This is a genomic window from Cryptosporangium minutisporangium, assembly GCF_039536245.1.
Lineage (GTDB): Bacteria > Actinomycetota > Actinomycetes > Mycobacteriales > Cryptosporangiaceae > Cryptosporangium > Cryptosporangium minutisporangium.
Genome location: NZ_BAAAYN010000055.1, coordinates 16952 through 37796, shown reverse-complemented (window position 1 = coordinate 37796; position 20845 = coordinate 16952). Strand labels below are relative to the sequence as shown.

Here is a 20845-nt window from a genome sequence, read left to right as displayed (position 1 = left end):
CCAGAAACACCGTTAGATCCACATTCCCGCCGCCGACCGCGACAGCGAGGAGTTCTGGGACTGGGCCTGGGACAACATCTGGGGCACCGAGCTGTGCGGCGTCGGCCACGAGGACTGCGACTCCTGGTACGACGCCGAGTTCATCGCCTGCTCCGATCCCGCGCTGGTCGGGCTGACCTTGGACTGGGGGGTACTGATGGCCACGAGCGCGAGCGCCGGGCAGATCCTCGCCGCGCTCACGGCGTCCGGCGTGCGGCGCGCCCGGGAGCCGGGCTGCTGGCCTTACTCGTATCGGTCGAACGGCTCGCCGTCGTCGGTCCGGTAGGCTCCAGCCGACGCTGACCCTCCGCCTCTCGTCCGGGAAGTAAACCCGTGCAAACACCGCTTTCAGGGCCGTCGGCCGGTCTCCCTGTGCGCCGCCGGCTACCGGCGCTCCTCTGCCTCGTCGCCGCGCTCGTCGTGGGGGCGGCGTCGGCCGCCGTCGCAGGGTCCGGCAGCGGGTCGACCGAGACGTTCGGCTATCCGGCGCACGCCCACCCCGACGGGAACAAGTAGCGCCGCACCGCAGACCGCCCTTGTACTTCGTTCTGGAGTGAGCCCGGTGCAACCCCCCTCGTCGGGAGCTGACCCGTTCTACCCGCCCGGACAGGGTGCCTATCCCGCGTCTGGCGTGCCTGCGTCGGAGGCAGCGGCGAGCTGGTCGGCGCCGCCGAACCTGATCGACATCGACACGGCCCGGGAAGCTGCACGGCCAGTCCTGACAGGACATAAGCCCGCTTAGCGGCTGGGCTGGAAAGTACCTGTGATGGAAGTGGCGAGCTGGGCGAGGGGGTGAGGTTCGCCCGTGAGCGCGGCGAGCGCAGTGGCAACCTCGTAGAGGTCGGCACGGACGTAGGTCGCGGTGGTGCCTGCGTCGGTGCGACCTTCATGGCCGGCGTAGGCGCGGGCCACGGCGGATCCGAATTGGCGTTCGACCCAGGTCCGAGTGGTGTGGCGGAAAGGGCTGGTCCAACCTTCGTCATGACACTGGTGTACTGGACCGTGCTCGGCCTCGTGAGCCTCGCCGTGCTGGCCCTCACCCGCTCGGATTTTCTGTTCGGCGCGGCCACCGGCATCGTCGTGGTGAGCCTCGTCGTCTGGTTCCTCCACCGCCCGAACGCCTACCTCCCCGCCGCACGTCCCTAGCCGAGGCGCGCGCCCGCGCCCGCCTGACCCCCGTTACGCTCGCGGCGACCCCCACGACTACCCGGGTGTCCTCACGCTCAGCGCGGACCTGCCGCCGGACGCGCAGCACTGGACCAACACGCTTCTGGTCGCCTTGCGCGCCTATGTCCTGTGCGGACAACATCGTCCCGGGGAGGCGGTCGGGCTGCTGCGCGCCGCGCTGACCGGCCAGCCCGACGCCCTGACCCCCTTCCTGCGCGCGGCGCTGACCACAGCGCTCTTCCACGCGCTGCTCTGCGGTGAGGTTCCACCCGACCACGCCGCCTCGGCCGCCGCGGAGGTCCGCTCGGGCGCCACGAGCCCTGCCAGCCGCACACCGAGCCTTACGTCGCGCACACCCCGGACGCCCAGGCCGCCTACCTCGACGGGCACCACGCCCGCACCGCCATCGCGACCCTGGCCGCCGCCCGCTACAACCCACCCGGCGAACGCGCCGACGCCTGCACTCTGGCCGCGCTGTCCTGCGCCCGGGCCGGCGACCGGCGATTTCGCCTTCGCCCTCGCCGGTCTGATCAGTCTCCTCGCGACCGAGGCACTGCTGCGGTTCCAGCTGCGTACCACCCGGATCGCCCGCGGACCGGTCGCCCTCACGGTGGCCGCCGACGGCTATCACGAGGCTCACGGCGACCGCGCCGTGTCGATGACCTGGACTTACATCTCCATGGTCCAGCGCCGCGGTGACTTCTGGGTGCTCCGGTGATACGCAGCGGCCTCCGGAAGCCGGGGCACGACCGGGTGGCGTTCTCCCGGCCACGCCCAGCCGGCCAAATCGGTCGTTTCGCCCCGAGGGTCGGGTGCGCCACGGCAAACTGCCCTCGCTGCGACGGGCTCTAGATTGGTGGACCGCGATGAGCATAGGCAGCCCTCGGTCACCCTGGTTCGGCGCCGTGATCGCCCTGGTGGGGCTCCTGGTCGTGGGCGTTCTCGCGCTTGTGCGGGACTCGGAGCTCAGCGTATGGGCGCCAGGCGCGGTGGCGAGTGTTGTTGCGGGAGGCACCTTCGCTCTCTCGCAAGCACGCAGGAATCGGAATACAAACAAAATTTTGGATCGCGCCAGAGACTCCTAGTCCCTCACTTTGTCGCCCGAGGCGGGGCGCGGAGGTGTCTGCCGCACGTCCTTTCCCCGGCCCGCGAGCACGCCGCGGTGCCTCACACCGGCGACGACCACATGACGGGGTCGGTCGCCCTGGCTATGGGGGCGGGCCCGCGCCACCGAGAACCTTCTCGCCAAGCCTCGCGCCGCTGGCGGCGGCAATCAGAGGGCAACTGGCGTGCTCGGGCCGGCCGAGCTGACGCCCGGTGCGCTGGACCGGCGACCATCACGCCAAGTCGCTGCATGCCCGCGCGTCGCGAATTCCAGGTCGCGACCCGCTCCGTGGGCCCTCTGGTGTAGACACTGCGTGTGGACGCCGCACCCGTGGACGACGGTAGCCGTGGCGCGCGCCGTCGTCGGCTGCGATGGGCGGCGTAGCCGGCGGGATCCTGGCCCTGGCAGTCGTCGTCCTGGTCGCGACTCAGCTGACGCGGACCGGTCCCGAGGCGACGCCCCCGCCGGCCACCAGCACCCACGCGACGACCGCCGTGCCCGAGCAGCCGCTGGAGGGGTTCCGCATCGGGTATCTGCCGGGCACCGCGGAAGCGCCACCGAGAGAGACCACGACGACGTGCGCGATGCCGCCCGAGCCTGGAATATGCCGGTCGGTGCTGCCGGGTGTCCCGAGCGCGCGATCCACGACCCGCCTCCACGATCGCGGTGCCGCCGACTACATCTCCGTCACCGTGATCCGGCCGCAGGCGACCACACCGGCAGCGGATCGCGCCCAGATCGCCGACTGGTTGGCCGCCGCGTACTACCGCGGGACCGAGCTCCGCAGCTTCGACGTCCCGGTCGGGACCGCGCAGATCCGCGCCGACAGCGACGCCGACGGGACCGAGCACCTCGCGGTGGTACGCACCGGCGACGACGTGTTCATCCTCGTCTCCGGGCGACACCGCGTACCGGTTGAGCAGCTGGAACGCATCGTGCGGAGCATCAGCCCGGTCCCGTGAGCGGTCGGCGGGGCCGCCGCCCGGGCCGGCCCTGGTTGGATGCGTCTCTCGAGGAGCCCTCATCACGGGCATTTACCAACCGGCAGGCGGCGGCGCTCTGTGACTGAGCACGGTAGTTGGCGAGTCTGAGCACGCTAGTTGGCGTGAAGCGGCTGTTGGCTGTTGTCGATTGCGGTGGCGAGGTCAGCGGCGTCGATGAGTAGGGCGTGGTAGAGGTCCGAGTAGTGGTGGCCTGGTTGGCCGCGGTGGAGTCGCCACCAGGCACGGTCGATGCTCAGGCATTGCTCGGCGGTGCTTCCTGCGAGGGCGGCGGGTGAGTGCCCGTTGCGGGGCGAAGCGGTGTTCGCCGGCGCATCCCACACCGGCGGGACGGCGCCGCGCTGTCCCGACTACTCAGCGATCGATCGGCGACCGGCTGTACCCGCGCCTTATCAATCGATGGACGCCCGTGTGCCGCCCTTTCCGTCCGCGAGTTAGCGGCGCAGATGGGGTGCGGCTGCTCCTCGCCCGGCGACCAGACGGCCCGCTCGGTCAACAAGACGCTGGCCGCTTCCGAGAAGCCCTGGCGTCAGATGTGCTGTTCACCCCCACTAGTGATCGCCGCTATGAGGACGGTTGCCTCGTGCCCCGGAGCGGGTCCGATGACGCGGGGCAGTAGGGGTCAGCCGGTCACGTATCGTCCGATGGAGCTCCGGAGCTGGGCGAGGCTCGGCCGAGTGATCTGTATCGACGGTGCTCTGCCGCCGAAGGTCACGATCGTTTCCTCGCAGGATCTGACACTCCCGCGGAACCTGCTGTGGCCGACCATCTGGCCGGTCCGCGCCGACCGGACCCACACCTCGTACGTGGCGTTGCGCAGAGTCTGGGTGAGGACCTTGCCGCCTGTTCCCTGATAGCGGCAGCTGCCGATCACGCTGCCCAGCGTGTACTGCACGCAGGCGACCAGCTGGATCTCGCTCGGGGTGTCAGACTCCCAGGCGCTGAGATCGCCGAGGTAGTACTCCGCCTCGTGGCCTCGGGCTTCGACGTCGACGTAGACGTAGTGGCGCGGTGGGCCCGTGTAGGCCGGGGCGTCGGGGAACACGGTGCCGTCGCAGACGGCGGCGTAGTCGTAGGTCGAGCCGGGAATGCCGGAGACCACGCCGCTGGATCCCTCGTCCGGTGCGGTGGGGGCTGAGGGGGTCTCGCTGTAGACCGGCGGGAGGGGAGAGTCGATAGCAGTGGAGTAGCTCCGCGGCGCGCTGTGCGGGGTGAACGACCCGGCGACGGATCGCTGGGCCGAGCCGCTGCCGGGCAGGATCACGGTGAGGAGCAGGGTTGCGACAACGAGTGCGCCGAGGCCAGCGGCGACTCGACGGTCATGCTGGTGGGCCTCGGCCCAGTTCCGCTGGGCCGTGGGGTCGATGCTGCCAGGAACGTGACGTCCGATCGTGTCGATCAGCCGGCCTCGGGGCGCGAGACCGGTCAGGGAGAGCAATCGCGGTGCTGCTCCATCGTTGCCAAGCGCAGCCGGCAGCGCGCTGGCCGATCCGCCAGGTGCGACCTCGGCATGGCGGGTCTCCGCGGGAAGGGCGCCAGCCATCGGAGCGGAGGCTGCTCCCGGTGGCGGCCGGATCGCGAGCGTGAAGGCATCAGCGGGGTCGCTCGACAACTGTGCGTGGGCTACCTCGCTCCACCGGACGGTCTGGAGGACCGGAGGGCCGACTGGAAACTCGACGACGTCGACGAAGCCGTGCTCGTGAACGGCGAGCCAGCGACGCTCGAGGGCTGGAGGCAGGAGTCGCCAGATGCCCAGCGATCCGACAACGACGGCAAGCATCACGAGACCGATGAATGGCAGACCGAGTAGCGCCAGGACGATGGCCGTGGCGCAGCCACCGCCGACGACCGATGCCGCGATTCTCAGCGAAACCGGCTGGCGAGACCGGAACACCGTCTCGGGGCGTCCGAGCGCCTCACGATCAGCCGTGGAGAGGGCTTGCGGGGGAAGGCTCGGCCACACAGCGGGCTCCCGTAATCGTACTCATTGGATGGGATCAGCGGCCGTTACGGTGATCGGAGAGGTCGCGCTGGTGACCGGGGTCCGCACGCTCAGAGCAATGGCCAACGCGCCGAGGACGCGCATGACCAGCGCGATGCCGACGACGAAAAGAACCTGGACCTGGACCTGCGAGTGGGACTCCCGATACCGCGCCACCCACCGCACGGGTCACCCCCTCGCCTGCAGAAAGACACACCGTTTCGCGCACCCCGGACAGAGCTGCCCGGCCTCGTTGCCGGCCGGCTCCACACGGATAGCGTCGACCGGGCTCTCACTCCTCGATCCAAATCCGCGGCCGGCTCAGTTCCGCCAGGAGACCCGGGTCTTCCAGCAGCGACCAGTGCTCCCGGCCGAGGAGCCACCAGCGGTGGTCGTAGAAGACGAGGTCGGTGACGTAGCTGGCCAGCGGCTCGGCGCGTCCTTCCGCCAGTGCCGCGTCCATCTGTGCATGCGCCATCGTCCTGGCTTCCGGCCTATCTGAAATCGTCATGGAGCAAGCCCTACCGGTCACACCAGGCACGAACGTCGTCGTCGTTGAGCGCTCGGATCAGCGCGACGTTCAGCGCAACGGCCAGGAGCGCCTGAAAGACCGCTCCGCTGATCAGCGTCACCGCCGCACCGACGATGTTGAGCGAGCACAGCGCTATCGCCAGGACGCGGGCCCAATCGCGGCCCTGCCAGACGAACACGCCGGAGACGATCTGCGTCCCCGAGAGCGCGAACTGGGCATAGACCAGGACGTACGCGATCCCCGCCATCGACTGTCCATGGTCGGCCGAATCGTTGACGAACGACATCACCAGCAAGGCGAACAGGAGGCCCAGGCCGCCGAACACGATCAGCAGAACAGCTGCCGTCGTCGCCTTTCGGGGCCGGGCGGGGTGAGTAGGTTCCGAATCGCTGCGAATGCTGGCTTCGGTCACCAGAAACGCCTCCCCAATAACGCTGGACGGTGTTCGGAGCGGGTTCTGTCGACGAGTGTGGAATCGGAGTACGTCCGGCGTCCATGCCGCATCTGTGCGGCATCGACGGTGCGCGGTAGCCATGCCAAACTGCGGGCGTGGACAGCGAGGTGGGCAGGGATTCGGTTCTGCCACTGACGGTCGGTCTGCACCAGCGAATCCGAGCAATCGCCACCGGCGTGATCTTGTTGTCCCGATTCGGCACCTTGGCGATGGTCGCTCTCAGCATCGTGTCGCTCAACCAGGCGCACGGGTTCACCAACACGCTCCTGGCCGCCGGCACCTACCTGACGGTCGCCGCGTGGAACCTGGTGTTCCTGACCGCTGTCGCCTGGCGCGAGCCGATCCCCCGAGCCGTGCTGGCCGGAGACGTCATGGTCACCGCCACCGCTGCGGCCACTCTGCCCTGGGCGCTGACCGCCGAGGCATTCGCCACGGTCGCCGTACCCGACTTCGAGCCGCTCGCCGTCTCCACCGGCGTGGCGGTCGCCCTCGCCACCGCGTCCTGGCACGCCACGATCGGCGCATGCCTGGTACTGGCGGCCGGGTTCGGCGCGACCGAGATTCCGTCACCCAACTATCCCGACCTGGCCTCCATCGCGAACATCGTCGGCTGGCAGGTGGTCACCGCCGTCTGTTGTTGCCTGTTCATCCGCCGACTCTGGGGGGTCGCCGACGCGATCGACGCAGCGACCGAGCAGGTGATCACCGCGCGGGAACGAGTGGCCGCCCGGCGCAGCCAGAACGAGGAACGGATGCGCCACTTCCACGAGCAGTTACGCAGGCACCGGGCCCTGCACGATGGGCCGCTGCGGGTGTTGACCGCGATCGCCGGGCGGGGCCCGGCCGGTCACCCCGACGAACGGGTGCGGCGTCAGGCCGCGATCAGCGCCAACGTGCTACGCGGGGTCACCCCCGACGACCCCGACGGTACTCTCACCGAACTCTCGCTCGCGCTGGTCGAGGCGGGCAACGAGATCGCCACCCAAGGGCTGCGCGTGGAATACCACTTCGCCAACCTGCCCGACACGATGCCGCCCGAGGTGCTTCACGCGTTCCGCCACGCAACCGGCGAGGCCCTCGCGAACGTCGCCCGGCATGCGGGCACCAGCCGAGTGCGGCTGACCGCTCTGGCCGACCGTCACTCCTCACCCGCCATCACCGTCGCCGTCGTCGATCAGGGCGCAGGCTTCGACCCTGGAACCACCGCGCTCGGGTACGGCATCCAGCAGTCCATCACCGCCCGCATGCAGGAGGTCGGGGGCGCGGCCGGCATCGACAGCCACCCCGGCGAGGGCACCCGAGTCGACCTGCGGTGGCCGGCATGATCCGGGTCGCGATCGTCGACAACGACAAGCTGGTGCCAGCCGGGCTGCGCGCCCTGCTCACCGGGGCGGACGACATCGACGTCGTCCATGCCGCGACTACGGTCAGCGTGCATCTCACCGAGGCACCGCCGGCCGATGTCGTCCTGCTCGACCTGCGACTCGAAGACGGCACCGACGCCGCCGCCAACGTCGCGAGGCTGCGCCGTTCCGGCGCGCGGGTGCTGGTGTTCTCCGTCCACGGTGAGCGGCGCCACGTGCGGGCGACCGTCCGCGCCGGCGCCAGCGGGTATCTGGTCAAGGACGACGACGCTACCAAGCTCGCCGACGCCATCCGCAGCGTCCACAACGGGCAAGTGGCCCTCACCGCCGAACTGATGAGTCTGATCAACGACGATCCGCCCGAGCTGTCCCCGCAGGAGGCACGCGCCCTCTACCTCTACGGCACCGGCAGCACGCTGGCCGCCACCGCCCGGCGCATGGGCGTCACAATCCCCACGGTGCGCTCCTACCTGACCCGGATCCGCACCAAGTGGGCCGCCGTCGCTGAACCTGTCGACGACGTGCGCACACTGATCGACGAATACCCGCCGCGCACCGAAGCAGGCGAGTGAATCAATGAACCCTTCCCAACCCTTGTCCAATCCGGTCAGGGCGGTGGCGTACATGAAGGAGCCCCTGGTAGGACGGGCGATTGACTAGATCAGTCCGCGCCCTGCCAGCAGCTCAGGGTGCCTTCCTATCCGTCAGGATGACCGTGGCCAACCGGGCAGTGCGACTGCTGGGGTCTGGACGGCGTTTACCAGTCGGGTGGCGTCGTTGGGCTCGACCGAATCTTTCGGAGACTGCTCGCCATATCCCTACCTCCCTCATCTGCCGCCGACAGACGTGCGGTGGCCGATTGCGCGGTTGCCTGCCGACGCGGTTTCCGGGCCCGCTGCGCCGCCAATTCCCGGCGGCGGTGGGGATGTCGTGGGGTACGGATCTGCTGCGGGCACGGCTGATGCGTGCGATGGCGTTGTTGACGTTGCCGGCACCGTCCGGGGGAGATCGCGGTGACAGTGGGTTCACCGACGTCAGCGCGTTCGCCCGGGCGTTCGGGCAGAACTGCGGCGAGTCCCCGTCGGCCTACCGGGTGCGGCTCACGGCGTGAGGCGGGTGGTAGCGGTGGTGGTGGTCCTGGTGCTGGCTGCCGGCGGCTGTGTCGGGTCCCGCGCCGACGACTCGCTGCCGGAGCGGGTCAACGCGCTTCCGGCGGGGGTGACCGGGCTGGGCCCGGCAGTGTTCTTGACCCGGACGCCGGACGAGTCGCGCACCGACATCCTCGGGCTGCGGGCGGTCGCGCGTTTCGGCGACGACATCGCCGGCGTTGCGCCCGTCCGGCAGCACGTGCGGCTCGCTCAGGGGAACCCCACACTGCCGACGGTTGCCCGGTGGCCGGGCGACGAACGGCGTTCGGCCTTCTTGAGCGGGGGACGGGTATTTGATGTGACGCTGCCGGACTCCGTCCACCCCGATCGCGTGTTCCCACTGTCGGCCACGGTTACGGCCACGGGCACCGGCTGCCTCACCATCGGACCGGATCGGCGAATCATCCGGCCAGCGGGTATTTGCGAACTCGCTCGTGACGGTGGGGCCTACTGGGCCGAGGGGGCGAGCTCGCGCTTCGGCGGCATCGATCTGGCGTCCGGTGCGCCGTCGAAGGCGGTGAGGCTGCCGGAGTATCCGACCGCGGTCTCGTCGGATGGCCGGTACCTAGCGGCGAAAGAGTCGGGCTCGCTCGTGATCGCCGACACGGCGACGGGCGCCGTGCGCACGACCGTCCCGGCGTTCGCGCGGGGTGTGTTCGCCGAGGGGGCGTTCGTCGCCGTGCATCTGGTGCGAGGGCTCCGGGCGCTCAGCCTGATCAGCCCGGCGGGTGCGGTGCGGACGCTGGTGCGCCCGGTCGGCGACGTGTCTTTGGCCCGGGACGGGCGCTATGCCGTGGCGACGGCAGGCGCCCGCCTGCTCGTCGTCGACCTTCCGAGCGGGAAGGTCCGCCCGATCATCGGCGGGCCGACGGATCTCGGGAGAGTCACCGCGACGTTCGCGGGGGACTACGCGCTGATCGCGGAGGTGGACGAGGATCCCGACCTCGGGACGCCGTCGCCCACCCGCGTCTGGTCGTCGGATCTGGCCATCGCTCAGCTCCGTTCGGTGAAGGCGACGCCGGCGGCTACCGGTGTCGCAGGGATGGACGCCAATTCTCCGGCCGGACTGCGGTTCTCACCCGGGGGTGAAGTTTTCACCCTCACCGCGGGCGGTGACGTCACCAGGGCACCGGCGCACGCGCAGCCCAGGCTCGCGCTGACCCGTGGCCGCATGCTGTACGAGCGGAACGACGCCCTCCTCATGGCGGACATTTACGGGCGACGCACCGAACTCCTCGACGTCGGCGACGATCAACGGCTCGGCGAGATCGTTGCGACCCCGGACGGGAGACACATCGTCGTGTCGCTCCGCGATGGCGGTAGCGGCCGGACGTCGCTCGGCCCGCGGGACCAGATCGTCCTCGTGCGCCTGGACAGGTCGACCGACCCGCTGGTGCTCTACCGCTCGGCGGTGCTCGCCAGCATCGGTCTCCTCGATTGACATCCGAACCTTTGAAGGACAGGCGATCCTTGCAGTGTGACCGACGCGCTGCACGCGGCAGCAACCGCGCTGGCAGCAAACGGACCGCAACAGGCGGCTTCGTCGGCCACGGACGCCCTGCGGACTCACCCCAACCCGAAGTCGAGCTGACTCACATTCCGCAGCTCACGAAGTACGGCCGGACGCACGGCGGACAACGTCCAGACGCGACTCGGCGGGTCGGCGGCGTGTCGTGGCTGGATTTCGGGTGGTCCAGCCGCCCGCGGGACGGATGGCAGGCTGGGTCGGATGGCTTTGCCGAACTGGATGTCGCGTGGTCGAGCGGTGGTGCGCCGGCCGGGTCCCGGAGCGGGCCCTCCACAGCGCCGGTCCGAGAATTGGCGGTAACGAACACGTTCGCTACGATCATGTTCATGAGCCCGCGCCGAGTACCTGTGAGTCGCCGCGATCGTCCGGCCAAGCCGCCCCTCAGCCGGGACGGACTGGTCGCGGTGGCTCTGGGCATCATGCGCGAAGAGGGCCTGGAGCGAGTGACGATGCGGCGACTCGCGTCCGAGCTCGATACCGGTCCCGCCTCGCTGTACGTCTACGTCCGCAACACTGCAGAACTACACGGCGCACTACTGGACGAGCTGATCGCCGAACGGAGCCCTGCCGGCGGCGCTGGAAGTTGGCGCGACCAGCTCATCGACGTGCTCTGCACCTACACCGAACTGCTATTCGCGTATCCGAGCCTCGCTCGCTCAGTGCTGATACTGCGCCCGTCCGGTCCGCACTACCTACGCCTGATCGACACGGTCCTCGGGCTGCTGCATACCGGTGGCGTCCCTCCTCGGCAGGCCGCGTGGGGCGTCGACATCTTGCTCCAACACGCGACCGCCACCGCGGCCGAACAGGGCAGCCGCGATCAGGCGGCGGAAGCCGACGGCGAATACGAGGACCTCGCCATCGCCGTCGCAGAAGCGAAATCCGACACCTATCCCAACCTGATCCGGGTCCGCGACGAGCTGCTCTCCGGCACGGGCGAGGAACGGATGCGCTGGGCTTTCGGCACGCTCATCGACGGCCTTCGCGCCCACTGAATCATCGCGGCCAATCAACTGACCGACGCACGTCCATACCGAACGTGTTCGTTAAGAACTTGTTCGCGAAAAGGAGAGTCATGAACATCGCCATCGTCGGAGCCGGTCTGGGTGGATTGACCCTGGCCCGGGTCCTCCACGTCCACGGCATTCCCGCCACGATCTACGAGGTGGACGCCTCACCGTCCGCCCGCACGCAAGGCGGCATGCTCGACATCCACGACCACAACGGCCAACTCGCGCTGCGTGACGCCGGACTGTTCGACCAGTTCCGCGGAATCATTCACCCCGGCGGCCAGGCCATGCGCATCCTCGACCAGCGCAACAGCGTCCGTATGGAAGAGGCCGACGAAGCCTCGGCGGCCGGCGAGGCCGGTGACCGACCGGAGGTCGACCGCGGCCGACTGCGTCAGTTGCTGCTCGACTCGCTGCCGGACGACGCGATCCGGTGGGGAACGAAGGTCATCCGCGCCCGCCCGATCGGCGGCGGCCGGCACGAGTTGGCCTTCGCCGACGGATCCACGACCACGACGGACCTGCTGGTGGGCGCGGACGGTGCGTGGTCGCGGATCCGCCCGCTCGTCTCCGACGCCCAACCCGCATACACGGGGATGTCGTTCGTCGAGGTCGACCTCCACGACGCCGACGCCCGGCACCCCGGGCCGGCCGCCGTAGTCGGTAGCGGCATGCTGTTCGCGCTCGGCCCGGACAAGGGCTTCCTCGCCCACCGGGAACCGGACGGCAGCCTGCACTTCTACATCGCGCTCAAGGCGCCGCAGGATTGGGTCGGAAGCGTCGACTTCACCGACACCGTCAAGACGAAAGCCATTCTCCTCGAGCACTTCGCCGACTGGGCGCCGGAGCTACAGGCCCTGATCACCGAAGCCGACAGCCCGCTGGTCCCCCGGACCATCAACGCGCTGCCAGTGGGGCACCGCTGGGATCGCGTCCCTGGCGTGACCCTCCTCGGCGACGCCGCGCACGTCATGTCCCCGTTCGCCGGCGAGGGCGCCAACCTCGCCATGTTCGACGGCGCCGAACTTGGCAAGGCCATCGCCGCGCACCCCGGTGACGTCGAAGCCGCCCTCGCCGCCTACGAACGCGACCTGTTCCCCCGCAGTACCGGCGCCTCCCAGGAGGCCGCGGACAACCTGGCGCTCTGCTTCGACGCCAACGCACCGCAGAGCCTCCTCGACCAGTTCGCCGCCTACGCCGCCGACGGCCACTGAAGGAGGACCCCGTCATGACCGACAACCACCCGCTCCACCTCCGCCTCGGTCTCGCGCTCATCGTGCGCGAGGCCAGCCGGAGCGAACATCCCGTTCTGCTGTTACACGGCGCCGCTGGGCCAGCAAGCCTGGACTCCCTGCGCGACCATCTCGCCACTTTCCATCGAGTGCTCGCGCCCGTTCACCCCGGCTGGGACGGGACCCCCCGTCCGGAGACCCTGTCCAGCGTCGCCGATCTCGCCGCCACCTACCTCAACCTGCTCGAAGAACAGGAAGGCCCACCACCCGGCAACCTAGCCGCGCTCCGCACCTATGCCGGAGGGACCTGGGAAGACCCGACCCTTCTCGACCGGATCCGCGAGCTCGCCGTCCCGGCACTTCTCATCTGGGGCGAGCACGACGCCGTCGTGTCCCCAGAATTCGGCCGCCGGTACGCCGAGGCGATTCCCGGCTCGCGCTTCGCGCTCGTTCCCGGCGGCCACCTGCCCGTGCGAGACGCCCCCGACGCCACGTTCGCCGCCATCGACGCCTTCCTGGGCGACACCCCCGTCAAGGAGTAATCCACTGATGCTCAAGATCGCGATCATCCTCGGCAGCACCCGCCCGGGCCGTAACGGCGAAGCCGTCGCCCACTGGGTGCTCGACCTCGCCCAGCAGCGCACCGACGCCACCTTCGAACTCGTCGACCTGGCCGACCACCACCTTCCTGCGATCGACGAGCCGGTGCCACCCGCCCGCGGCGTCTACACGCACGAGCACACCAAAAGCTGGGCCCGCACCATCGCCCGATACCAGGGCTACGTCCTGGTCACCCCCGAGTACAACCACTCCGCCCCGGGCGCGCTGAAGAACGCCCTGGACCGGGTCCACGGCGAGTGGGCCAACAAGGCCGCCGGCTTCGTCTCCTACGGTGTCGACGGTGGCGTCCGCGCCGTCGAACAACTCCGATTGACGCTCAGCGCCCTACAGATCGCCCACGTCACCGCTCAGGTCTCGCTGAGCCTGTGGAACGATTTCGCCAACTTCAGCGAGTTCACCCCTGCCCCGCACCAACAGCAGGCCCTCACCACCATGCTGGACCAGCTGATCAGCTGGAGTGCCGCGCTCGCGCCGCTCCACACGACCGCCGACCCGGTCCCAGCGACCTGACGATCGACGAGGTGCTCGCACCGCCGGCGCCTCCGCCGGGTTCTGCGCCGATCAGGGCCATCAGCTCACGGATCTGGTGCCGCGGTCGTGCGGGCGCGTCGGCTCTCTTTGACTGCTTTACTATGGCACTAGTAAAGCAGTAAGGGGCTACCGTGTTCGTCTTCCGGCTCGACACCCACTCCGGCGTGCCGCCGTACCTGCAACTCGTCCAGCAGGTCCGCCAGGCGGTGCTGCTGGGCTTTCTTCAACCCGGTGACCGCCTCCCGCTCATCCGCGAGGTGGTCGAGGACCTGGCGATCAATCCGAACACCGTCGCCAAGGCGTACCGGCAGATGGAACAGGAGAACCTGGTCACCGGCCGGCCCGGCCAGGGCACGTTCGTCAATGAACAGCAGTCGGCCGTGATGTCGGCATCGACGTATACGTCGCTGGGCCGCGGCCTGGCGACCTGGTTGCGGCGCGCGTACGCGGCCGGCCTCGACGAGCGGGCGGTCAACGCGCTCTTCACTGCTGTCCACCAGCAGACGAGGAATGAGGACGTGGCGTGACAGCGACCGAATTCGCGCTGCGCACCGACAGTGTGGGCAAGCGGTACCGGAGGGGTTGGGCGCTGCGCGACTGCACCCTGGCCCTGCCGGCGGGCGGCGTGATCGCCCTGGTCGGGCCGAACGGCGCGGGCAAGACCACGCTGCTGCGCCTGGTCGTCGGGTTGCTGGCACCGAGCACCGGCACGGTGGAGGTCCTCGGCCACGACGTCACGGCCAGCACCCCGCAAACTCTGTCCCGGGTCGGGTTCCTGGCCCAGGACCACCCGCTGTACAAGCGCTTCACCGTCGCCGAGATGCTCCGCTTCGGCCGGGCCTGCAACCTGCGGTTCGACCAAGGGCTGGCCGAGCGCCGGTTGGCGAAGCTGGGCATCCCGCTCGACCGTAGGGCCGGGACGCTCTCCGGCGGGCAGCAGGCCCAGGTCGCGTTGGCTCTGGCCCTGGCGAAGCGGCCGGACCTGCTTGTCCTCGACGAGCCAGTGGCCAGCCTCGACCCGCTGGCCCGGCACGAGTTCCTGCAGGTCCTCATGGGCGCGGTGGCCGAAGGTGGGGTGACCGTCTTGTTCTCCTCCCACGTCGTGCACGAGCTGGAGCGCGTCTGCGACCACCTGGTCGTGCTCAACCACGGCCGGGTCACGCTCGCCGGTGACATCGACACCCTCCTCGCCGAGCACCGGCTGCTCGTCGGCCCGCGCACGGCCACCGACCTCGACCGGGCCGGCGCCGTCGTGGAGGCTGTCCACAGCGACCGGCACACGACCCTGCTGGTACGCGACGGCGCGATCCCGGCCGCGCCTGGGTGGCAGGCCCAGCCGGTCGCGCTGGAAGACCTGGTGCTGGCGTACCTGCGCCGGCCGTCCGAGCCGAGCGCGGCGGTCACGTCGGGGGTGGCGGCATGGCGTGGTTGATCTGGCGCCAGCACCGGACCGAGGTCTGCGTCCTGGGTTTGCTCGTCGGCATGTTCGGCATTGCCCTGCTCGTGCTCGGGACGCAGGCCCACGACCTGTTCCCCGGCGGTCCCGCCCGGTGTGCGGGAGAGGCCGGCAACAACGACGCCTGCGCGGCCTCCTTCCGCCGGCTCGACGAGGAGTACGGGTACGTCGAGAACCTCCTGGCGGCCTTCTATCTGGTCCCCGTCGTCATCGGTGCGTTCCTCGGTGCGCCGCTGCTCGCGCGCGAACTGGAGGACGGCACCTGGCAGCTCGCCTGGACGCAGGCCGTACCGCGGATGCGCTGGCTGGCGGCCAAGCTCGCGGCACTGGCCGGCGTCACCGTCACGCTCACCGGGATGTTCACCGCGGTGCTCACCTGGTTCCGTCAGCCATTCGACGCGTGGGAAGGGCGGTTCCAGTACGACGCCTTCGACCTGGAGGGACTTGTTCCGGTGGCGTACGCGCTGTTCGCGTTCGGCGTCGCCACCGCCGCGGGGGCGATCCTGCGGCGCAGCCTGCCCGCGTTCGGCGTCGCGTTCGGGGCGTTCCTCGCCGCCCGGATGTCGGTGGCGCTGTTGGCTCGTCCCGCGTACGCCACACCGCTCACCACCATGGAGCCGGTCCCCGTCGGCGGCTCGAAGGACCAGGCGGGGCACTGGCCCGTGCCCAGCTTCGCTGACTGGATGATCGAACACGGCTACGCAGACGCCACCGGGCGCAGGCTGAGCTCGACCGAGTACTACGAGCTGGAGGACGCCGCCAACCGGGCCGGCACCAACCTCAACCAGTTCCTGCACGCGCGGGGCATCCAGCAGTTCGGGGTCTACCACCCGGCCGATCGGTTCTGGACGTTCCAGCTCATCGAGACGGCCCTGTTCATCGCCGTCGCGGCGGTCCTGATCGGGGTGGTGGTGTGGCGGGTACGGCGCCGCATGATCTAGCGCCCTGACCACGAACGTTCACAGTGGTGGTCGACACGCTGTTCGGCTTGTCGGCCGGGCGGCGTGTCGACGTGGGACGCCACTCCGTTGCCGCGGACACCTGAGGGCGCGTACCCGACTCTTCTGCCTGCGGGCGCCATGACCGCCTACTGGGAGGCCGCGCAGGAGACTCGGGGCTCGGTGCGCCTGGCCGGCGAACTCCTGCCGATGACGAGTGACTACGAGCCGGTGAGCCTCCCCGCCGACTTCCCGTCGATCGATGTCCTCCTCGCCAGGTGCGGTCTACTCCTCCATTCGTCGACCTCACCGATCCGATCCACCGACCGGACGGTCGCCACGATCTCGGAGTGCTGATCAGCTTCACGACGATCGAGCACCTCGCCGCCAACGCATGAACCGTACGCGTGGCTAGGGCGCGGGCCTCGCGGTTGCCAGCGCGGTGCTAACGGGATAGTTCACCGACCAGCGCGACTTCGTGCCCCTTTCCGGCGCGGCATCGCCAGGCCGGCACGTTCCAGTCCGTGTGGTCCAGTGTCCAGTCCGGCCCAGCGCCCGCCGACCAGAGGTGCAGGCCCAGATCGTGCTCGGGACATACCGGCCAAACTTGCCATCGGAACTCGTTGACGAGGGCCTGAGCATTGCTCGCCGCGCACCACAGCGCGTCGCTTTCGTCGTCTGCGTAGAGCGGCTCGCCACTCAGGAAGTCACCCGTGTCGGTCAACACGATCCGATAGCCGCCGCTGTAAGCGCCGACCAACCCGATCTCGGCACCGATCACGTCCAGATCCCGTTGCACGGCGGTGATCGCTTGCCGAAGCCGCGCCGCCGCGGCGTCACTGAGCGGTTCATCGGTCACCGCGACAGCTTGCCCGACTACCGTCGCAGCAGGGCGACGAACGAGACGGCCGAGCACCCATCAACTGGCCTTAGCGGTCCGCCTGCGGGCGGCGACGTGGACGCCTGGTGACGCCATCGGCGAGACGAGTCCGGCGCATCCGGCCTCCGGCCGGTCACCCGCGGGGCTGCCGTGGCGCACGCGCGACGCCGGCGGTTGACCGCCGTAGCGGGATGCGAGCTTCGCAACCAGCGCATGCGAGCAGGTAGCGGAGGGTCTCATCGGCCGAGCGCAGGATGGCGGCTCGGACCCGATCGTCGGCACGAGGATTGAAGGGCACGGAGGCTCGGACCGACCAATGCGGATCCTCGATCAGTTCCCGCAAGACCTCTGCCGGGCACCCAGCGTTCTCCGCCAGCGCGTCCCGCACCCTTCCAGTCCGCATCCTGCACTAGTGCTCGAAGAGCCTCCGGCGGCGCCGTAATACCGCGAGCCAGCGCACGCCGCACCGCCGGCGACGAGTCCATGGCCAGAGCTACCAGCACGTCCGCTGGCGTTGGGCTATCGGCCACGACCGCCACGCGCACCCCGACCTTCTTATCGCGCGCCATCGCAGCCAACTGCCCCGGGCTGAACCGACCAGCGACCGGTATCAGCGGGTCGTGCCCGAGCCGCGACCTGGCGGATCTGGACGACACGCCAAGGACCGTAGTTGAGCAGGTTGTCGATCAGCCAGGCCGTCCGTAGCGCGCTGGCGCCAGCTCCCGGCCGGCGGAGCCGTCCTCGTTCCCGCCCTGATCACGCTAACGAGGCCACGGAGGCGGAAGTCTCGATGATCACCCAGGCCTGCGGTGCCGCCGCAGGCGCGGTCACCGTAGGGCCGTGGGTAGCCCCAGCGCAGCGCGGAAGTCGTCGGCGCCCACCGCGCTCAGCACTGCCTCGCGCGTTTCCGGGCAGCGCTGCGAGGTCAGCGTGTCCAGCTGCGTGGTGATCGCGTCGCGCAGGTCGGCCTCCGCGCCCCCGAGTTTCGCGAGCCTGCGTGCCAGCACGCTACGTGCTTCCTCAGCGCTCGGTTCGCGCTCCAGGCGCGGTTGCAGCGCGGTGAGGTACGCGCAGAGCCGGCCGGCCGGGGTGCCGTCCGTGGTCGCCTGCGGGGGTACTTCGAGGCGCAGTTGCGTCCACGTCGAGGCCGACGGGGACGGCGATGCCGACACCGGCCCGGCGGACGAAGGCGGGGCGCCCGCACTGAGGTCAGGTTCCGGGTCGCCGCATCCGGCCCCGAGCAACACCCCGACGAGTACGAGCCCCGCCGACAATCCTCGCCGCATCGCCATCCCCGCTCCGGCGTCGCCCGTCCCGCGCACCATGTCCGTCGCAGCCTAGAGCGTCGCGCAGAGTGCACGGTCGATGCCGGCCGCGCCGCGAGCGCGGCCGGGTACCCACCAACGGGCCGCTGACCGCTGGCGACCGCCAGAGGCTCAGTCGCTCCGCGCAGGTGCGATGTTCGACAGGCACTGCAGCTAGTGCAGGCGGAGAATTCCTGTCCCGGATAGGAACAGCAACCCGGCGAGGACGCAGACGCCGAGCGCCGCCGCTCCGATCAGCACGAGCCGGGAGGGTGGAAGAGGCGCAGTCGGTGAACGGTCCGTCAGCGCGCGGCGACCCGACGCCCCGACTACGACGCCGACGGCCGTCGCTACGACCACTAGCGGAACGCCTAAAACCAGCAACGAATCAGTGATTTCGTAGAAGGACCCCTGAACCGCGCTCGGCAAAAGAATGAGTAGGCCAACCAACGCCACACCCACCGCGAAGCCGATCGCCGCTCCACGCCACGCTCCCCCCGGCATCCGACGAGTTTGCTGTGGACTCCAGACGGTGACAAGGTCGCGGTTCGAATTGCGGCTGGCGGCCGTCGACGTCAGCACTGGAGCTGACGGCTCGTCAACGCCAGCGCGCGGCCGGTCCGCCGGAGGGAACGGCGACCGCCCCGCCGGAAGGACCATCCGTGAACGCCTCGATCCGGGGCGGCCCGCCCCAGAGCCAGTCGCCGTCGTTGTAGTTGAAGCAGATGAGGAACGTGCCGTTGTTCGTACGGGTCGACGCGACGCGGTTCGTGAGCGTAATCCGGATGCTGTCGACCTCCGGCGGCACCCGACCGGCGATCACCCGATACCCGCCGGGGTTCGCCTCGTCTTCACGTATGCCGCCCTCGTCGTGGTCGATCTGGTACGGCACATCAACCAGGGCCAGCTCGGCGGGAGTCGTCTCACCGCCGCCAGCGTTGTACGGCCCGCCTTCGCCGTTCAGTTCGCACACCACGGTGTAACCCGGCGCGTAGATCAACACCCAGCCGTAGGAGGGCAGGCCCACCAAGTTGTAAATCGTCCCGGTCGCCGACGAATTCCCGTTCCAGGACCTGCCGCAGCCGTGCGCGATCTCGGCCTGCCGGGCCTCCGAGAGACGGGACACCTGCGACGGCGCGGTCAACGCATCAGTGGAACGGGCCGAGTCGTCGGCCGAGCCCGACCGAGTAGCGATCGCGAGAGCCACCGCGACGAACACCAGCACGGTGACGGCTACGGCTACCGGAGACACCCAGCCCCGCCGCGGAACGCTCCCTGAAGTCTTCATCGGAAGGATTGGACCATTGTCGGTCCACCGGCTGTGGGCGGATCCATGCTCATACTCGAGCACCACCGTCGGGCCGAACCATGTGAGTAGCCGGGCGGCATCGCGAGCTGAATTGTCGGCCGTCCGTACGGGTGCGGTTCGCTTCGAGAGCACGAGGAGGACCAGCAACTTCTGGTCCGCGGTGGCGATTCGTGCACGTGGTGGCCGGTCAGCGATAGCGCTGACCTCAGCAATCTCCGTAAGTTCGAGCGTCGAATGGGCCCCAAACCCATCACCCTGCCTTTACGGGCGCATGCTGGGTGAATCGGCAGGCTGACGGGGGCCGCCTCCCCGTGCCGGGAGGCGGCCCGTTCCGCGATCAGACCGGAGGCGTGTCGGCCTCGGGGTAGAACGGCAGCGGAACGTTCGCGACGAATCCGTCGGCGGTCCAGGTGAACGTGCGGAGCCACGATCCACGCTGGTAGAGGAAGTGCCGGACGTCGATCGCGCCGACTCGGCCGTCGATGAACGTCACCAGGTGCGTGGAGCTGGACGACGCGTCACCGGAGGTGATGAAGTCGCGCACCACCGGGTAGTAAGCGCCCTTGGAAGAGTTCTTCGAACCGCTCCACTTGAAGTAGTAGAGGTAGTGGAAGTTCGTCCCGATGTAGTTGTCGCTGCGCTGGCAGCTGAGCTGGACGATCGCTTCCCTCGCGTTCGCCGTGGTGACGCCGCCGGACTCCTCCAGCCGGATGCTGTAGTTGAAGTTACCGACGGTCGCTCGCCCGAAGCTCGGGTAGTCCGGATTGGGAGTGAAATCGATCCGGCCACCGGGACACACGGTGCCGTCCTTCAGCACGGCCCCGGTCCAGGGCAGGTCGATCACCGCGTCGGCCCAGGGGAACTTGTCCGGGTAGCGCGTGATGGTCAGCGGCGGCGGATCGTCCTCGGCCGCTGCGGCCGGCGACGGCGCCAGTACCGCCAAGGCCCCGGCCAGGACGGCCAGCAGCGCGACCATTCGGGAACGCGTACATATCACTCTCGTGCACCCCGTATCTCGCCGGACCCTCCGGCGACCCAGCCGAGAATGTCGACTGTTACGGCGCGTTCCCAGGAAGCGTCGGCTAGACGACACATTGGACTGTTTGCAATCCGGTCGCCGGGACGGGAGGGCAGGGCGCGTCGCGCTCGTGGCGTCGAACTCCGCCGAGCACGACCAACTCGCCATCGGTGCGGCCCCCGACGGCGAGCCGGTCACGGTACGGAGACGATGCGCTCGAAGCGCTA

The 20845-nt window shown here is 69.5% G+C and carries 25 protein-coding genes; 17 read left to right on the top strand and 8 right to left on the bottom strand.

Annotated features, from left to right (window positions below; genetic code table 11):
• Positions 1-12: 12 nt before the first annotated feature.
• Complete coding sequence (locus ABEB28_RS36450; RefSeq protein ID WP_345732843.1) at positions 13-240, bottom strand: hypothetical protein; 228 nt, start codon at positions 238-240, stop codon at positions 13-15.
• A 171-nt stretch (positions 241-411) separates the two neighbouring features.
• On the opposite strand from ABEB28_RS36450, the gene ABEB28_RS36445 reads away from it, so the two are divergent.
• The 4 genes from ABEB28_RS36445 to ABEB28_RS36430 all read left to right on the top strand — a co-directional run bounded on the left by ABEB28_RS36445 (position 412) and on the right by ABEB28_RS36430 (position 3273).
• Positions 412-555, top strand: coding sequence for a hypothetical protein (locus tag ABEB28_RS36445; RefSeq protein ID WP_345732842.1), 144 nt, complete (start codon positions 412-414; stop codon positions 553-555).
• Between the two features lie 465 nt (positions 556-1020).
• Positions 1021-1185 (top strand): hypothetical protein, encoded by a 165-nt coding sequence (locus ABEB28_RS36440; protein ID WP_345732841.1) that lies wholly within the window; start codon positions 1021-1023, stop codon positions 1183-1185.
• A gap of 133 nt (positions 1186-1318) precedes the next feature.
• The gene (locus ABEB28_RS36435; RefSeq protein WP_345732840.1) at positions 1319-1924 is read left to right on the top strand and encodes a hypothetical protein; all 606 of its coding nucleotides are present in this window, start codon (positions 1319-1321) and stop codon (positions 1922-1924) included.
• A gap of 758 nt (positions 1925-2682) precedes the next feature.
• Positions 2683-3273, top strand: a complete 591-nt coding sequence (locus tag ABEB28_RS36430; protein WP_345732839.1) for a hypothetical protein — start codon at positions 2683-2685, stop codon at positions 3271-3273.
• 661 nt (positions 3274-3934) lie between these two features.
• Here the strand turns inward: ABEB28_RS36430 and ABEB28_RS36425 are convergent.
• Positions 3935-4855, bottom strand: coding sequence for a hypothetical protein (locus ABEB28_RS36425; protein ID WP_345732838.1), 921 nt, complete (start codon positions 4853-4855; stop codon positions 3935-3937).
• A 75-nt stretch (positions 4856-4930) separates the two neighbouring features.
• Here ABEB28_RS36425 and ABEB28_RS36420 point away from each other — a divergent pair, with 75 nt between their 5' ends.
• Positions 4931-5122, top strand: a complete 192-nt coding sequence (locus ABEB28_RS36420; RefSeq protein ID WP_345732837.1) for a hypothetical protein — start codon at positions 4931-4933, stop codon at positions 5120-5122.
• A gap of 463 nt (positions 5123-5585) precedes the next feature.
• Here ABEB28_RS36420 and ABEB28_RS36415 read toward each other — a convergent pair whose 3' ends face one another.
• Together ABEB28_RS36415 and ABEB28_RS36410 are read right to left on the bottom strand one after the other, a co-directional pair.
• Positions 5586-5771, bottom strand: coding sequence for a hypothetical protein (locus ABEB28_RS36415; protein WP_345732836.1), 186 nt, complete (start codon positions 5769-5771; stop codon positions 5586-5588).
• 43 nt (positions 5772-5814) lie between these two features.
• Positions 5815-6237, bottom strand: a complete 423-nt coding sequence (locus ABEB28_RS36410) for a hypothetical protein (RefSeq protein ID WP_345732835.1) — start codon at positions 6235-6237, stop codon at positions 5815-5817.
• Positions 6238-6374: 137 nt separating this feature from the next.
• Between ABEB28_RS36410 and ABEB28_RS36405 the strand changes: the two genes are divergently transcribed.
• The 12 genes from ABEB28_RS36405 to ABEB28_RS36350 all read left to right on the top strand — a co-directional run bounded on the left by ABEB28_RS36405 (position 6375) and on the right by ABEB28_RS36350 (position 16464).
• The gene (locus tag ABEB28_RS36405; protein WP_345732834.1) at positions 6375-7604 is read left to right on the top strand and encodes a sensor histidine kinase; all 1230 of its coding nucleotides are present in this window, start codon (positions 6375-6377) and stop codon (positions 7602-7604) included.
• Positions 7601-8215: a response regulator transcription factor gene (locus tag ABEB28_RS36400; RefSeq protein ID WP_345732833.1), complete on the top strand. Its 615-nt coding sequence runs from the start codon at positions 7601-7603 to the stop codon at positions 8213-8215. Before ABEB28_RS36405 ends, ABEB28_RS36400 begins: the two co-directional genes overlap by 4 nt.
• A 137-nt stretch (positions 8216-8352) precedes the next feature.
• Positions 8353-8754 carry a helix-turn-helix domain-containing protein gene (locus ABEB28_RS36395; RefSeq protein ID WP_345732832.1) on the top strand — a complete coding sequence of 134 codons (402 nt, stop codon included), beginning with the start codon at positions 8353-8355 and terminating at the stop codon, positions 8752-8754.
• Entirely contained in the window at positions 8751-10232 is a 1482-nt protein-coding gene (locus ABEB28_RS36390) for a hypothetical protein (RefSeq protein ID WP_345732831.1), read from the top strand. The genes ABEB28_RS36395 and ABEB28_RS36390 overlap by 4 nt, the downstream gene beginning before the upstream one ends.
• A gap of 413 nt (positions 10233-10645) precedes the next feature.
• Positions 10646-11314: a TetR/AcrR family transcriptional regulator gene (locus ABEB28_RS36385; protein WP_345732830.1), complete on the top strand. Its 669-nt coding sequence runs from the start codon at positions 10646-10648 to the stop codon at positions 11312-11314.
• A gap of 80 nt (positions 11315-11394) precedes the next feature.
• Positions 11395-12543 carry an FAD-dependent oxidoreductase gene (locus tag ABEB28_RS36380; protein ID WP_345732829.1) on the top strand — a complete coding sequence of 383 codons (1149 nt, stop codon included), beginning with the start codon at positions 11395-11397 and terminating at the stop codon, positions 12541-12543.
• A gap of 14 nt (positions 12544-12557) precedes the next feature.
• Positions 12558-13103, top strand: a complete 546-nt coding sequence (locus tag ABEB28_RS36375; RefSeq protein ID WP_345732828.1) for an alpha/beta fold hydrolase — start codon at positions 12558-12560, stop codon at positions 13101-13103.
• Between the two features lie 7 nt (positions 13104-13110).
• Entirely contained in the window at positions 13111-13692 is a 582-nt protein-coding gene (locus ABEB28_RS36370) for an NADPH-dependent FMN reductase (RefSeq protein ID WP_345732827.1), read from the top strand.
• 152 nt (positions 13693-13844) lie between these two features.
• Positions 13845-14240 (top strand): GntR family transcriptional regulator, encoded by a 396-nt coding sequence (locus ABEB28_RS36365; RefSeq protein WP_345732826.1) that lies wholly within the window; start codon positions 13845-13847, stop codon positions 14238-14240.
• A complete protein-coding gene (locus tag ABEB28_RS36360; RefSeq protein ID WP_345732825.1) occupies positions 14237-15145 on the top strand; it encodes an ABC transporter ATP-binding protein in 909 nt (302 codons plus the stop codon). The genes ABEB28_RS36365 and ABEB28_RS36360 overlap by 4 nt, the downstream gene beginning before the upstream one ends.
• Positions 15133-16110 (top strand): ABC transporter permease subunit, encoded by a 978-nt coding sequence (locus ABEB28_RS36355; RefSeq protein WP_345732824.1) that lies wholly within the window; start codon positions 15133-15135, stop codon positions 16108-16110. The genes ABEB28_RS36360 and ABEB28_RS36355 overlap by 13 nt, the downstream gene beginning before the upstream one ends.
• Positions 16111-16248: 138 nt before the next feature.
• Entirely contained in the window at positions 16249-16464 is a 216-nt protein-coding gene (locus ABEB28_RS36350; protein WP_345732823.1) for a hypothetical protein, read from the top strand.
• 88 nt (positions 16465-16552) lie between these two features.
• Here ABEB28_RS36350 and ABEB28_RS36345 read toward each other — a convergent pair whose 3' ends face one another.
• The 4 genes from ABEB28_RS36345 to ABEB28_RS36330 form a co-directional block, all read right to left on the bottom strand.
• On the bottom strand, positions 16553-16966 hold the full coding sequence (locus tag ABEB28_RS36345; protein WP_345732822.1) for a hypothetical protein: 414 nt from the start codon (positions 16964-16966) through the stop codon (positions 16553-16555).
• An 848-nt stretch (positions 16967-17814) separates the two neighbouring features.
• Positions 17815-18312, bottom strand: a complete 498-nt coding sequence (locus ABEB28_RS36340) for a hypothetical protein (RefSeq protein WP_345732821.1) — start codon at positions 18310-18312, stop codon at positions 17815-17817.
• 577 nt (positions 18313-18889) lie between these two features.
• Positions 18890-19579, bottom strand: coding sequence for a hypothetical protein (locus tag ABEB28_RS36335; protein ID WP_345732820.1), 690 nt, complete (start codon positions 19577-19579; stop codon positions 18890-18892).
• A 358-nt stretch (positions 19580-19937) separates the two neighbouring features.
• Positions 19938-20576: a hypothetical protein gene (locus ABEB28_RS36330; protein ID WP_345732819.1), complete on the bottom strand. Its 639-nt coding sequence runs from the start codon at positions 20574-20576 to the stop codon at positions 19938-19940.
• Positions 20577-20845: the final 269 nt, after the last annotated feature.

Coding starts and splice junctions, on each gene's coding strand:
- ABEB28_RS36440 (WP_345732841.1), top strand. CDS start 1,021: ATGACACTGGTGTACTGGACCGTGCTCGGCCTCGTGAGCCTCGCCGTG.
- ABEB28_RS36430 (WP_345732839.1), top strand. CDS start 2,683: ATGGGCGGCGTAGCCGGCGGGATCCTGGCCCTGGCAGTCGTCGTCCTG.
- ABEB28_RS36425 (WP_345732838.1), bottom strand. CDS start 4,855: ATGGCTGGCGCCCTTCCCGCGGAGACCCGCCATGCCGAGGTCGCACCT.
- ABEB28_RS36415 (WP_345732836.1), bottom strand. CDS start 5,771: ATGGCGCATGCACAGATGGACGCGGCACTGGCGGAAGGACGCGCCGAG.
- ABEB28_RS36400 (WP_345732833.1), top strand. CDS start 7,601: ATGATCCGGGTCGCGATCGTCGACAACGACAAGCTGGTGCCAGCCGGG.
- ABEB28_RS36395 (WP_345732832.1), top strand. CDS start 8,353: ATGACCGTGGCCAACCGGGCAGTGCGACTGCTGGGGTCTGGACGGCGT.
- ABEB28_RS36385 (WP_345732830.1), top strand. CDS start 10,646: ATGAGCCCGCGCCGAGTACCTGTGAGTCGCCGCGATCGTCCGGCCAAG.
- ABEB28_RS36380 (WP_345732829.1), top strand. CDS start 11,395: ATGAACATCGCCATCGTCGGAGCCGGTCTGGGTGGATTGACCCTGGCC.
- ABEB28_RS36375 (WP_345732828.1), top strand. CDS start 12,558: ATGACCGACAACCACCCGCTCCACCTCCGCCTCGGTCTCGCGCTCATC.
- ABEB28_RS36370 (WP_345732827.1), top strand. CDS start 13,111: ATGCTCAAGATCGCGATCATCCTCGGCAGCACCCGCCCGGGCCGTAAC.
- ABEB28_RS36355 (WP_345732824.1), top strand. CDS start 15,133: ATGGCGTGGTTGATCTGGCGCCAGCACCGGACCGAGGTCTGCGTCCTG.
- ABEB28_RS36350 (WP_345732823.1), top strand. CDS start 16,249: ATGACCGCCTACTGGGAGGCCGCGCAGGAGACTCGGGGCTCGGTGCGC.
- ABEB28_RS36340 (WP_345732821.1), bottom strand. CDS start 18,312: ATGGTGCGCGGGACGGGCGACGCCGGAGCGGGGATGGCGATGCGGCGA.
- ABEB28_RS36335 (WP_345732820.1), bottom strand. CDS start 19,579: ATGAAGACTTCAGGGAGCGTTCCGCGGCGGGGCTGGGTGTCTCCGGTA.
- ABEB28_RS36330 (WP_345732819.1), bottom strand. CDS start 20,576: ATGGTCGCGCTGCTGGCCGTCCTGGCCGGGGCCTTGGCGGTACTGGCG.